This is a genomic window from Cupriavidus gilardii, assembly GCF_013314895.1.
GTDB lineage: Bacteria > Pseudomonadota > Gammaproteobacteria > Burkholderiales > Burkholderiaceae > Cupriavidus > Cupriavidus gilardii_C.
Genome location: NZ_JABTYE010000001.1, coordinates 35,882 through 48,389 on the forward strand (window position 1 = coordinate 35,882; position 12,508 = coordinate 48,389).

At 67.7% G+C, this 12,508-nt stretch carries 14 protein-coding genes; 7 read left to right on the plus strand and 7 right to left on the minus strand.

All coding sequences use genetic code 11. The annotated features are described in order from the left end of the window. Nucleotides 1-72 precede the first annotated feature (72 nt). Entirely contained in the window at nt 73-1,269 is a 1,197-nt protein-coding gene (locus HTY53_RS00150) for a phosphoglycerate kinase (RefSeq protein ID WP_174104385.1), read from the minus strand. A gap of 413 nt (nt 1,270-1,682) precedes the next feature. Between HTY53_RS00150 and HTY53_RS00155 the strand changes: the two genes are divergently transcribed. Beyond that, nucleotides 1,683-2,849: a helix-turn-helix transcriptional regulator gene (locus HTY53_RS00155; protein WP_174104386.1), complete on the plus strand. Its 1,167-nt coding sequence runs from the start codon at nt 1,683-1,685 to the stop codon at nt 2,847-2,849. A gap of 18 nt (nt 2,850-2,867) precedes the next feature. On the opposite strand, the gene HTY53_RS00160 is transcribed toward HTY53_RS00155, so the two are convergent. The 3 genes from HTY53_RS00160 to HTY53_RS00170 form a co-directional block, all read right to left on the minus strand. Further along, nucleotides 2,868-3,191, minus strand: a complete 324-nt coding sequence (locus tag HTY53_RS00160) for an AzlD domain-containing protein (RefSeq protein WP_174104387.1) — start codon at nt 3,189-3,191, stop codon at nt 2,868-2,870. Beyond that, nucleotides 3,188-4,087: an AzlC family ABC transporter permease gene (locus HTY53_RS00165; RefSeq protein WP_254599726.1), complete on the minus strand. Its 900-nt coding sequence runs from the start codon at nt 4,085-4,087 to the stop codon at nt 3,188-3,190. Before HTY53_RS00165 ends, HTY53_RS00160 begins: the two co-directional genes overlap by 4 nt. Before the next feature lie 178 nt (nt 4,088-4,265). Beyond that, a complete protein-coding gene (locus HTY53_RS00170; RefSeq protein WP_174104388.1) occupies nt 4,266-5,165 on the minus strand; it encodes an AraC family transcriptional regulator in 900 nt (299 codons plus the stop codon). Between the two features lie 141 nt (nt 5,166-5,306). Between HTY53_RS00170 and HTY53_RS00175 the strand changes: the two genes are divergently transcribed. Next, on the plus strand, nt 5,307-6,062 hold the full coding sequence (locus HTY53_RS00175) for an SDR family NAD(P)-dependent oxidoreductase (RefSeq protein WP_174104389.1): 756 nt from the start codon (nt 5,307-5,309) through the stop codon (nt 6,060-6,062). 18 nt (nt 6,063-6,080) lie between these two features. Here the strand turns inward: HTY53_RS00175 and HTY53_RS00180 are convergent, their stop codons facing one another. The 3 genes from HTY53_RS00180 to HTY53_RS00190 all read right to left on the minus strand — a co-directional run bounded on the left by HTY53_RS00180 (nt 6,081) and on the right by HTY53_RS00190 (nt 7,933). Next, on the minus strand, nt 6,081-6,500 hold the full coding sequence (locus HTY53_RS00180) for a PIN domain-containing protein (protein ID WP_174104390.1): 420 nt from the start codon (nt 6,498-6,500) through the stop codon (nt 6,081-6,083). Then, the gene (locus tag HTY53_RS00185) at nt 6,487-6,741 is read right to left on the minus strand and encodes an AbrB/MazE/SpoVT family DNA-binding domain-containing protein (RefSeq protein ID WP_174104391.1); all 255 of its coding nucleotides are present in this window, start codon (nt 6,739-6,741) and stop codon (nt 6,487-6,489) included. The genes HTY53_RS00180 and HTY53_RS00185 overlap by 14 nt, the downstream gene beginning before the upstream one ends. 169 nt (nt 6,742-6,910) lie before the next feature. Then, nucleotides 6,911-7,933, minus strand: coding sequence for a Bug family tripartite tricarboxylate transporter substrate binding protein (locus HTY53_RS00190; protein ID WP_174104392.1), 1,023 nt, complete (start codon nt 7,931-7,933; stop codon nt 6,911-6,913). A 339-nt stretch (nt 7,934-8,272) separates the two neighbouring features. On the opposite strand from HTY53_RS00190, the gene HTY53_RS00195 reads away from it, so the two are divergent. The 5 genes from HTY53_RS00195 to HTY53_RS00215 all read left to right on the plus strand — a co-directional run bounded on the left by HTY53_RS00195 (nt 8,273) and on the right by HTY53_RS00215 (nt 12,448). Continuing rightward, nucleotides 8,273-9,193 carry a branched-chain amino acid transaminase gene (locus tag HTY53_RS00195; protein ID WP_174104393.1) on the plus strand — a complete coding sequence of 307 codons (921 nt, stop codon included), beginning with the start codon at nt 8,273-8,275 and terminating at the stop codon, nt 9,191-9,193. A gap of 89 nt (nt 9,194-9,282) precedes the next feature. Continuing rightward, complete coding sequence (locus tag HTY53_RS00200; RefSeq protein ID WP_174104394.1) at nt 9,283-9,477, plus strand: zinc-finger domain-containing protein; 195 nt, start codon at nt 9,283-9,285, stop codon at nt 9,475-9,477. Between the two features lie 196 nt (nt 9,478-9,673). Further along, nucleotides 9,674-10,696 carry a lipopolysaccharide heptosyltransferase II gene (gene waaF, locus HTY53_RS00205; protein WP_174104395.1) on the plus strand — a complete coding sequence of 341 codons (1,023 nt, stop codon included), beginning with the start codon at nt 9,674-9,676 and terminating at the stop codon, nt 10,694-10,696. A 190-nt stretch (nt 10,697-10,886) separates the two neighbouring features. Then, the gene (locus HTY53_RS00210; protein WP_174104396.1) at nt 10,887-11,327 is read left to right on the plus strand and encodes a YybH family protein; all 441 of its coding nucleotides are present in this window, start codon (nt 10,887-10,889) and stop codon (nt 11,325-11,327) included. Nucleotides 11,328-11,377: 50 nt separating this feature from the next. Further along, nucleotides 11,378-12,448 carry an alpha/beta fold hydrolase gene (locus HTY53_RS00215; RefSeq protein WP_174104397.1) on the plus strand — a complete coding sequence of 357 codons (1,071 nt, stop codon included), beginning with the start codon at nt 11,378-11,380 and terminating at the stop codon, nt 12,446-12,448. Nucleotides 12,449-12,508 lie beyond the last annotated feature (60 nt).

Consider the following 12,508-nt stretch of genomic DNA (forward strand, 5'->3'; position numbering starts at 1 on the left):
AGCCGATTGCCGGCGTGCGCCGCTGCGGCGGCCGGCGAACGGCAAGCCGCAAACGGCGGGCGGTTCCGGCCCTCAGCCGGCGGCGCGCTGCTCCAGGACTTCGAAGGCCGGCAGCTTCTTGCCCTCGAGGAATTCGAGGAAGGCGCCGCCGCCGGTCGAGATATAGCCGACGCGGTCGGCGATGCCGTACTTGGCGATCGCGGCCAGCGTGTCGCCGCCGCCGGCGATCGAGAAGGCCTTCGATTCGGCGATCGCTTCGGCCAGCACCTTGGTGCCGTTGCCGAACTGGTCGAATTCGAACACGCCGACCGGGCCGTTCCAGACGATGGTGCCGGCCGCCTTCAGCTGCTCGGCCAGCATCGCCGCGGTGCGCGGACCGATGTCGAGAATCATGTCGTCGTCGGCCACGTCCTTGACGTCCTTGACGGTGGCCGCGGCGTTGGCGCTGAACTCCTTGGCGCAAACCACGTCGACGGGGATCGGCACCGAGGCGCCGCGGGCGGCCATCATGTCGATGATCGCCTTGGCCTCGCCCGCCAGATCCGGCTCGGCCAGCGACTTGCCGATCTTCAGGCCGGCGGCCAGCATGAACGTATTGGCGATGCCGCCGCCCACCACCAGGTTGTCGACCTTGTCGGCCAGCGACTTCAGGATGGTCAGCTTGGTCGAGACCTTGGAGCCGGCGACGATGGCCACCAGCGGCCGCGCCGGCTGGCCCAGCGCCTTGCCCAGCGCGTCGATCTCGGCGGCCAGCAGCGGGCCGGCACAGGCGATCGGCGCGTACCTGGCGATGCCGTGGGTGGTGGCCTCGGCGCGGTGCGCGGTGCCGAACGCGTCGTTGACGTAGATGTCGCACAGCCGGGCCATCTTCTGCGCCAGCTCGTCGCTGTTCTTCTTCTCGCCCTTGTTGACGCGGCAGTTCTCGAGCAGCACCACCTGGCCGGGCGCGACTTCGACGCCGTCGACCCAGTTCTGCACCAGCTTGACGTCCTTGCCCAGCAGTTCGGACAGGCGCTTGCCGATCGGCGCCAGCGAATCGGCCGGCTTGAATTCGCCCTCGGTCGGACGGCCCAGATGGGAGGTCACCATCACGGCGGCGCCGGCGGCCAGGCACGCCTGAATGGCGGGCACGGAGGCCCGGACGCGGGTGTCCTCGGTGATATTGCCCGCGTCATCCTGCGGCACGTTGAGGTCGGCGCGGATGAACACACGCTTGCCGGACAGTTTGCCTTGGGAAATCAGGTCGGATAGACGCAGGACAGAGGTCATGGCTCTTGCGGGAAAGATCGGAAAAACCGGCATTTTACCTGAACGGGGGGCCCCTTTTGCGCAATTGCAACGGGGTTGCGACGCCCAGAGCACAAAGCCGGGTGGAACGATGATCACATCCTGCTGACTACCCCGCCTCAAACCCGTACCATAGCTGCTCGGCCACCGCAGACGCCCCCGGCGCTGCCCTCGAGAAGCCGTCCGATCCCAATCAAGAAGAAAGAAGAAACAAGAAGGTCGAAGTCGACCGGGCCGTCACAAGAGACAAGAGCCCGGCGGCGCATTGCTTTGTCGTCGGAACCAGGGGAAGTCAATGAACCAACGGGAAGTCCATGGCGCGGACCATGGGCGGCGCCAGCCATGGCACGCGCCGCCCGGCCGCTGCCCCGCCATCGGTTCGAGCGGAGGCGGCAATGAACGATAGCGACATCCACGACACCATCCGCGGGCTCTACGAGGGCATCGTCGATCCCCAGGCGTGGCAGCGCAGCCTGCAGAATCTGCGTCGCGCCAGCGGCAGCGCCCAGATGGGGATGGTCGTGCTCGACAAGCGCAACGACCGCATGTCGGTAACCGAGCTCGCCAACCCGGTCGAAGGGCTGGCCCAGGCCTATCAGCAAACGTTTCAGGCGCTGGACCCCGGCCGCTCGTTCGCGCCGCGGTTGCCGCTCGGCAGCTGGTACATCGATGCGCGCGAGCTCGGTGTGGACGCCATTGCCCGGCACCCGTTCTATCGCGACTTCTTGCAACGCTACGGCATGCGCTCGGTAATGGCCTGCCTGGTCGATCGCCAGCCCTACTACGAGGTCTATTTCTCGCTGCAGCGGCCGCTGGATGGGCCGCTGTTCGCGCCGGAGGACGCGCGGGCCCTGGACTGGGCGATCCCGCACATCCGGCAGGCGATGGCCCTGCGCGAGCGCACCAGCGCGCTGACCGCGCTGCAGCGCCTGTCGATGCAGCTGCTGGACCAGCTGGCGTTCGGCGTCATCGTGTTCTCGGCCGATGCCCGCGTGCTGCTGCACAACAGCGAGGGGGAGGCCTGGGTGCGCCGGCTGCTGCCGAATCCGGCGGCGCCGCGCACGGCCACAGCCACAGGCGCAGGCGACGAATGGACGCTGTCGCGGCCGTTCGCCGCGATGGTGCGCGCCGCCTGCGACGCGAGCGCGCCGGTGGCGGCCCAGGCGGCGACGGCGCAATCGCGCCGGGGGGCGCGCGCCCAGGTCATCGTGCTGCCGCTGCCGCCATCGCATGCGATGGGCCAGGCCTGGCAGCAGCCGGCCGCGCTGGTCGCCATTCACGATACGCGCAGCGGCTCGCCGCTGCTGCTGCCGCAGGTGTTGCGCGATCTCTATGGACTGACGCCGGCGGAAACGCGGCTCGCCACGCTGCTGACCACCGGCATCGGCCTGCCCGAGGCGTGCGAGCAGCTGCAGATCGGCCGCGAGACCAGCCGGACCCAGCTGAAGGCGGTCTTCATCAAGACCGGCACCAACAGCCAGGCCCAGCTGTCGCACCTGCTGACGCAGCTGAGCGCCACGCTGAAGGCGCCGTCGGCGGCGCCGCACGGCGACGATGCCTGAATCGGCGAGGCTTCGCTTTCAGGCCAGCAGCCGCAGTGCGGTATAGACGGCCATGCCGACCGCGATCATGCCGAGCATCTTGCGCGTGGCCAGATAGAACAGCCCTGCGGCGATGCCGGCGATCAGCTTGTAGTTTTCCAGGCCGATGGTGAAATGGCCCTGCCAGGTCATCAGGTCCGGCAGGATGATGGCCGCCAGCGCGGCGGCGGGCGCGTAGCGCAGCGCCCGCTGCAGGCGGTCGGGCAGGCTGACGTGTTCGCCCGCCATCAGGAACAGCGCGCGCGTGACGATCGTCACCACGGCCATGCCGACCAGCGCGATCCAGATCTCCCAATGGCTCATGCCCGATCCTCCGCCGACGACGCGGCATGGCCGGGTTGACCGCCTGCCTTGTTATTGGCCTTTTCGTCGACCTGGTTGGCCACCGTCTCACGCGGCCGGCGACGTTCGATGCCGCGCAGCGTGGCGCGGGCCGCCAGCTGGTCGCTGGCCATGCCGGCCGCGATCGCGCCCACCACCGCGACCACCAGCCCCAGCCGGTAAGGCAGATCGAAAAAGAACAGCGCCAGCACGGCCGACACCGCGACCGCCATCAGCGTCGAGCGCGAATTGATGGTCGACACCATCACCGGGATCAGCGCCAGCGTGCCGGCCAGCGCCAGTCCCCAGCTGTCGGGGAACAGGCTGGCCAGCAGGATGCCGGCCAGCGACGAGACCTGCCACATCACGAAGTTGATCAGCGCCATGCCCCAGAAGTAGCCTTCCTTGCCGGCCTCGTACCCCGGCGCCTGGTAGCGCTGCATGAAGAAGACGAAATGCAGGTCGCCGTTGAACGACCCCAGCAGGGTCCGCCGCCACAGCGGCAGATAGCTGAAATGCGGCTGCAGCGCGGCGCTGAAGATCACGAAGCGCAGATTGACCACGGCGGCGGTCAGCCAGATCGTCCACAGCGGCATGCCGGCGGCGAACAGCGGCAGCACCGCCAGCTGGGCCGAGCCGGCATAGACCAGCAGGCTCATGCCGATCGCCTCGGGCACCGTCATCACGGACTTGCTCATCGCCACGCCGGTCACCAGCCCCCACGAAAACGTGGCCGGCAGCGAGGGCGCGAAACGGCGCGCGCCGGCCAGGAAGCCGCTGCGCTCGGCAGGTGGAAAGCGGGTCCAGAAACGGTGCAGGACGCCTTGCGTGGCACGATGCCAAAGGCGCAGCCAGGCCGGTGGCCGAGGGGAAGTCATGGAGCGGACGCGGTGAGGATTCCGGCCGATCGCGCGACGGCGATCACTGCGCCGCGCCGGCATCGCCGGATACCCCGCCGCGGGCGCGGCGGGCAAGGCGCCATTATAGGGCCTGACGCGGTTTGGGTAAGTGGCTGCTTAAATCCCGGAGCGCACGGCGAATGCGCCCCTGGGCAGGTTATTCGGCGCTCGCAACCTGCAGCGCGCCGCGCATAGCCTCGGCGTCTTTCGCCGGCGGCACACCGAACATGCGCCGGTATTCCCGCGTGAACTGCGGCACGCTTTCGTAGCCGACGGCGAAGGCTGCGCTGCTGGCGGTGGCGCCGTCGGCCAGCATCAGACGGCGCGCCTCGAGCAGCCGCAGCTGCTTCTGGAATTGCAGCGGCGACAGCGACGTGACGGCGCGAAAGTGCTGGTAGAACGAAGACGCGCTCATGCCGGCCGCCGCGGCGAGCCGCTCCATCGGCAGAGGGTTCATGAACTCCTCGCGCAGCACCGCCACGGCGCGCGCCACGCGTCGCGCATTGCCTTCGGGCCATCCCAGTTCGCGGATGGCGGCGCCATGCCGACCGGCCAGCAGCCAGTAATGCAGCTCCCTGACGCGCTGCGCGTGCAGCACCGGGACCGCTTCGGGCCGTTCCAGCAATCGGATCAGCCGCAGCGCCGCATCGGCGACCTCGGCGTCGGTCGGCTCGTACCGCACCGCCACGCCGTCGGGCGCCGGCAGCGACTGCATCTGCATGGCCAGATCGGCGATCACGGCCGGCTCGAGATCCAGCACCAGCGACAGGTACGGCGCCTCGGGGCTGGCGCGGGTGACCTGGCTGACCGTCGGCACGTCGGCGGTAATCAGCATCGAGTCGCCCGCCTCGAACGTGAAGGTCTGCGCGCCCATGGTGACCCGCTTGCTGCCTTGCAGGACCAGGCAGACCAGCGGCCGCGCGATGGCATGGACCAGTCCGCTCGGCGAAGTCGCCCGGATCGTGGTCAGGCCGGGCACGGGCGTTTGGGCAAGGCCGTCGGGATCCGCGCAGGTATCCGTGTACCGGCGGACGGCTTCAAGCAGGTCAGCGTTCATGCACGCAGCATAGCGTTCGTCTGGCGCCAACGCGAACCGGCTCGGAGATTCAGGCAAGAAACCGGGAGAAATTGACTAAGACTATCGCGATTTCAACTCCAATAATTCGGATTACCGACAACCGAATCAAGGAGTTTGACCATGAGCAAGATCGCCATCGTCACCGGTGCCAGCCGCGGACTGGGCCGGGCCACTGCCATCGCCATCGCCCGCAACGGCGGAGACGTCGTCGTGACCTACCAGCGCCGTGCCGACGAGGCCAACGCCGTCGTCGCCGAGATCGAGGCCCTGGGCCGCAAGGGCTGTGCGCTGCAGCTCGACACCGGCGATACCGGCGGCTTTGCGCGGTTTGCGCAAGCCCTGCGCGCCGCCCTGCGGCAGACCTGGCAGCGCGACACGTTCGACCATCTGGTCAACAACGCCGGCCACGGCGACTATGCGTTGATCGGCGACACCACCGAAGCGCAGTTCGACGCCCTGGTGAACGTGCATTTCAAGGGGGTCTTTTTCCTGACTCAGGCGCTGCTGCCGCTGATGGCCGACGGCGGGCGCATCGTCAACCTGTCCAGCGGGCTGACTCGCGTTTCGTTCCCCGGCTATGCGGCGTACGCCGCGGTCAAGGGCGCCGTGGAAGTGCTCACGCGGTATATGGCAAAGGAACTGGGGGCACGCGGCATCGCGGTCAATACCGTGGCGCCGGGCGCGATCGAAACCGACTTCGGCGGCGGCGCGGTCCGCGACAATCCCGAGATCAACAAGCTGTTCGCCGAAATGACCGCGCTGGGCCGCGCCGGCGTGCCAGACGATATCGGCCCGATGATCGCCGGCCTGCTGTCCGAGAGCCATCGCTGGGTCAACGCCCAGCGGATCGAGGTGTCGGGAGGCCAGGGAATCTGAGGCGGGCAGCCTTTGGCATCATGCGCGCTCGCCGGCCATTCCTTGCGCAAGCAGGCGAAAACCCGGCGTGCGCGCTGCGGCGGCATCAAACGTTGCGACCCAATCGCACGCTGCGGCGTGACACGTTCGTTCGATCAAGCAATCTGCAAAGTCGGCCGTGGATGTCCCATACGATTGCAGCGCCTTGCGGACCGTGTCGGCCGATTCGACTACGAGTTCGCGGGATTCCAACAAGCCTTGAACGATGTCGGCAATCCCGCTTCGCTTGACCCCGAAACGCCGCGTCATCACCCACACGAGCTCGACGAGCGCGACCATGGACACGTAGCCGCGCCGCTCCGGGCTGAGGCCCTCCAGCAAGGCACTGGCGATGGGAGACTGCAGTGGATCGTCCTGCGCGAAGTACCGGACCAGGACGTTGGTATCAATTCCGATCACCGGCCGACGCTCCCTGTTCCGCGATTGCCGCGTTCATGTCGTCGACCGAAACGGGTTTGTCCGGTTTGGGCACGACGCCCTTCAGCCGCTTGACCGACTGATGGGCGGGAATTACCTCGTAGTTGCCTGTGGTTTCGTTCATTACAAACTCCACGCGATCGCCAGCGGACAAACCCAACCTGTCCCGAACCTCAGCAGGAAGGGTGACTTGCCCCCTCGAAGTCATCGTGACCGATGTCATCTGCTTACCTCCTGTCGATCCGTTACCAACATTGGCATTGAACGCCAGTGGACCGCGGGCAGCAAGCGGGCGATTGTGGAGCCGGAATTGCCGTCCGGGCTTTCAGAAAAAACGGGGCTCCTCAGGAAACTGGCCCCGGCACAGGCGCCGCGGCCCGAAGTCCTAATCATCAATCGATCGACGCGCCCACCGTCTTGACGACGTTCGCCCACTTCTGGCGGTCGGCCTTCACCGTGGCGCGGAACTGATCGACCGTTTCGATGCGCGGCGTGTTGCCGGCTTCGACCAGCTTCTGGCGCACCGCCGGGGTTTCCAGCGCGACTCGCACCGCGTCGTTGACCTTGCGGGCGATCTGCGGGTCCAGGCCCTTGGGACCGAAGAAGCCGAACCAGATCGTGCTGTTGTAGTTCGGCACGCCGCTCTCGGCGATGGTCGGCACATCGGGGATCACCGGCACGCGCTTGGCGGTGGTCACGCCGAGCAGCCGCACCTTGCCGGCGCGGTATTGCGGCAGCACGCTCTGGACCTGGTTGAAGATGCAGCAGACCTCGCCCTTGAGCACGGCCTGCAGCGCGTCCGGGCCGCCCTTGTACGGCACGTGGACCATGTCGAGGCCGGCGCGCGCGTTGAATTCGGCGAAGGCCAGATGGGTGCCGGTGCCGTTGCCGGTCGAGGCGAAGTTGTACTTGCCGGGGTTGGCCTTGACCTTCTCGATGAATTCCTTGACCGACTTGACGTCGAGCACGGCCGGGTTGACGGTCAGCACGTTCGAGACCTCGACCAGCGGCGCGATCGGCGTGAAGTCGGCTTCGGCGTCGAACGGCAGGTTCTTGTACAGCGCCGGGTTGATGCCGTGCGTGGCGGCGGTGCCCAGCAGCAGCGTATAGCCGTCCGGCCTGGCGTGGGCGACCACTTCGGAGGCGACGTTGCCGCCGGCGCCCGGCCGGTAGTCGTAGAGGATGGTGGTCTTCAGCGACTTCTGCAGCGAGTCCTGCAGCGTGCGGCCGACCATGTCGACGCCCGAGCCGGCGGTAAAGCCCATCAGGATCGTGATCGGCTTGTTGTCGGGCCAGTTGTTCGGGCCCTGCGCGTGCGCGGACGGTGCCAGCGACAGGCAGGCGAGGCTGCCGAGGGTGGCCAGAGTGGCGGCGAGGCGGCGGGTCACGAGGCGGCGGGTCGAGGTGCGTGTCATGGCGGCGAAATCGGAAAACCAGGAATCGAAAGGCGGAACAAGGCTCGAACAAAGCCCGAACAAAGCCGAATAACGGCTCGGCCGGCGCGGCCCGCTGCCTGGCGTGCGCGGCGGGATCGGTTTGCAAAGCAAGTACGATACCAACGAACCGCCACTTTCCAAACGATTGAGTTCGCTTGAGCGTATGCCATGCCGATATAAGCGCGCCCGGCCAGGGGACGAATCGCCCCAATCGTCGGTCCGGCGCCGTCCCGGCGCCACCTCGCCGCGTTGGCACGGGGTGTGCCGGGGCTTACAATGTCGCCTTTGCACCTTTTTGACGTTTTGCGGGAGACGAACATGTCGATGGCCGATCGTGACGGAAAGATCTGGATGGATGGCAAGTTGATCGATTGGCGCGACGCCAAGATCCACGTGCTGACCCATACCCTGCACTACGGCATGGGCGTGTTCGAGGGCGTGCGCGCCTACAAGACGCCCGCCGGCACCGCAATCTTCCGGCTCAAGGAGCACACCCGCCGCCTGTTCAACTCGGCCAAGATCTTCCAGATGGAGATCCCGTTCGACCAGGCGACCCTGGAAGCGGCGCAGCGCGAGGTGGTCAAGGCCAATCAGCTCGAATCCTGCTATATCCGTCCGCTGGTCTGGATCGGCTCGGAAAAGCTCGGCGTCTCCGCGCGGGGCAACACCATCCACGTGGCGATTGCCGCCTGGCCCTGGGGCGCCTATCTGGGCGAGGAAGGCATGGAGCGCGGCATCCGCGTCAAGACGTCGTCGTTCACCCGCCATCACGTCAACGTGTCGCTGGTGCGCGCCAAGGCCAGCGGCTATTACATCAACTCGATCCTGGCCAACCAGGAGGCGACCAGCCTGGGCTACGACGAGGCGCTGCTGCTCGATACCGAGGGCTATGTCAGCGAAGGCTCCGGCGAAAACGTCTTCGTGGTCCGCAACGGCGTGATCTACACCCCGGATCTGGCCTCCTGCCTGGACGGCATCACGCGCGACGCGACGCTGACGATTGCGCGCGACCTGGGCATCGAAGTCCGCGAGAAGCGCATCACCCGCGACGAGGTCTATTGCGCCGACGAAGCATTCTTCACCGGCACCGCGGCCGAAGTCACGCCGATCCGCGAACTCGACGACCGCGTGATCGGCGAAGGCCGCCGCGGCCCGATCACCAAGCAGATCCAGGACGCCTTCTTCGCCGCCGTCGGCGGCACCAACGAGAAATACCAGCACTGGCTGACCCTGGTCTGATGCCGGCGGCCCGGCCGCCATCAGCGCCGGGCCTGCCGCCGCACCACCAGCCAGAACTCCCCTTCTGACAAGACTGACCCCGCAACACCATGACGCAAACCGCAAACGTCGTCGAAATCGGCGCCGAAGACCTTCCGCTGCACTGCCCCACGCCCAATACGCCGACCTGGAATTACCATCCGCGCGTGTTCCTCGACGTGGCGGACACCGGCATGGCCAAGTGCCCGTACTGCGGCACCGTCTACCAGCTCAAGCCGGGCACCGTGCTGAAGGGCCACCACTGATCGCCCGCTCGACCGTTCCCGGGCGCGGCCACCCAGGCGTGGCCGCGCATGCGCCGAAACCAGCGCCAACCCGATTGCCGGCCCGGACTGCGGTACCGGCCGGGTCCGCTTCGCACTCCGGCGCCGAACGCCCCGTTTCGCTCTCGCCGCTCTGCCGCCTGCGCCGTCCTCGGGGCGGCACGGCGGCGCCTTGCCTATGAACAAAGCCCTCGTCATCGCGCCCAACTGGATCGGCGACGCCCTGATGGCGCAGCCGCTGTTCGCGCTGCTCAAGCAACGCCATCCGCGCCTGACCATCGATGCGCTCGCGCCGAAATGGGTCGCGCCCGTGCTGGCGCGCATGCCGGAGATCGCCCGCGTGTTTCCGAGCGACCTGGCGCACGGCAAGCTGCAGCTGTCCGCCCGGCTGATGTTTGCCCAGCAGTTGAAGAACGAAGGCTACGACGTCGCGTACGTACTGCCGAACTCGCTGAAATCCGCGCTGATCCCGTGGCTGGCCGGCATTCCGCTGCGGGTCGGCTATCGCGGCGAGGCGCGCTTCGGGCTGCTCAACATCCGCCACGCCAATCCGCCGAAGGACAAGCGTCCGCCGATGGTCGAGCACTATGCGCGGCTGGCGCTCAAACCCGGCGCACGGCTGCCCGAGGCCCTGCCCGAGCCGCGGCTGCGCGTCGATCCGGCTCGTGTGGTCAAGACCGCGGAGCGCTTCGACATCGCGCCGCAGACCCGGCTGATCGCCTTCTGCCCCGGCGCGGAATACGGTCCGGCCAAGCGCTGGCCCGCGGCGCATTTTGCCGAGCTGGCGCAGATGCTGCGCCGCTCGTATCCGTACGCGCAGATCGTGACGCTTGGCTCGGCCAAGGACGGCGAGATCGCCGCCGAGATCTGCGCCGGCGCGCCGTTCGTGCGCAATCTGTGCGGCCAGACCTCGCTGGACGACGCGGTCGACCTGCTGGCGCTGGCCGAGGCGGCAGTCTGCAACGACTCCGGGCTGATGCATGTGACCGCCGCGCTGAACCGGCCGCAGGTCGCGGTGTTCGGCTCCAGCGATCCTCGCCATACGCCCCCGCTGTCACAGGCAGCGAGTATCATGTGGCTCCAGCTCGAGTGCAGCCCCTGTTTCCAGCGCGAATGCCCGCTCGGCCATCTGCGCTGCCTGCGGGAGATCGAGCCGGAAATGGTGTTCGTGGAGCTGCGCAAGCTGCTGCACCGGCCCTGATTGAATAGCTGAATAGCTGAGCAGCCAAGTAGCTGAACAGTCTGCGCCGACCCGGCGCCGCCCGGTGCGCCCGGCGCGCCGTTGATTGACCCGCGATGGCCGTCCCCGCAGAGACCGACCGACACCGGCACCTGGGACGGCTTCGATTCATGGCCCGGCCTGCCGGCGGGGCCCACCGACCGATCCCGCCATGCCTCGCTTCGCCCGCCTGTTCGATTCCGCCGAAGACATCCTGGAAGCCTTTCGCGAGGCATTGAAGCTGCGCGATGCGGAAGGCGCGCTGAAGCTGTGGCTGGACGAGGATTCGATTACCTGCGTGATGCCCGACGGCCAGCGGCTGATCGGCCACGATCATTTGCGCCAGGCCTTTCTGCAACTGCTGGACCGCCAGCCGGTGCTGATCGACGTGCTGGAAAGCAGCAGCCACGCGACGCTGGGCGTATCGATCTTCGACGTGACCGAGGCGCTGCGCTTTGCGGCCGACCGCGTCGAGGCCGACCTGTACGTGCACACCACCTACGTGCTGATGCAGAACCACGAAGGCTGGCGCCTCGCGCATATCCATTGCAGCCCGGCCAACGCCGCGCAGGTTGCGATCTCGACCGCAACGGCCAAGCAGGCGCTGCACTGAACGGACTGCCACCGATCGGGAAAGCGCCCGGCATCGAACCGCCCGCCGACATGTCCCGCCCCGCCGATCCGATCCGACATCCCCTGTCGTCGCCGGACGATCCGCACGGTTTCGACGCACACGCGCGCATGCCATGGTGGCTGCGCGACGGCCATAGCCAGACCATCATCCCGGCCCGGCTGACACGCCGGACGCGCGTGCGCTTCCGCCGCGAGCGCTGGGACACGCCCGACGGCGACTTCATCGATCTGGACTGGACCACGCATCCGGTCGCGCCCGGCGCTCCGCTGCTGGTGCTGTTCCACGGGCTGGAGGGCAACTCGGCCAGCCACTACGCGCAGTCGATGATGGCCGCGCTGCGCGAGCGCGGCTGGCAAGGCGTGATTCCGCATTTCCGCGGCTGCTCCGGCGAGCTGAATCTGGCGCCGCGCTTCTACCATTCCGGCGACTACGTCGAGATCGACTGGGTGCTGCGGCGCCTGCACGAGCGCCATGCGGCCGACGGCCGGCGGCTGTACGCGCTGGGCATCTCGCTCGGCGGCAATGCGCTGCTGCGCTATCTGGGCGAGGCGCAGTCGAGCGCCGGCTTCCTGGCCGGCGCGGCGTCGGTGTCCGCCCCGCTCGATCTGGCCGGCGGCGGCGCGGCGCTGTCGCGCGGCTTCAATCGCGTCTATACGCAGATGTTCCTGCAGACGCTCAAGCGCAAGTCGCTGCAGAAGCTGGCCCAGTATCCGGGGCTGTTCGACCGCGATGCACTGCTGGCGAGCCGCGACCTCTATGCCTTCGACAACGTGGTCACCGCCCCGCTGCACGGCTTTCGCGATACCGACGACTATTGGGCGCGCGCCGCCAGCAAACCGGTGCTGCGCCATATCGCCGTGCCCACGCTGGTACTGAACGCGCGCAACGATCCGTTCCTGCCGGCGCACTATCTGCCGGGCGCGCGCGAGGTCAGCGGCCAGGTGCTGCTGGACCAGCCGGAACATGGCGGCCACGTCGGCTTTCTGGCGCCGCCGCGCGACTGGCGGCGCCATCTGCCGCTGTCGTCGCTGCTGCCGGGCGGCGGCCATGCCGACTGGCTGCCGGCGCGCGTGCTGCGATTCTTCGATAGCCTGGCCTGACAGGTTCTACGCTGAAAGCGGCATGCCGCGGTGGCAAGGAGTTCAACAGGAGAGACGAGC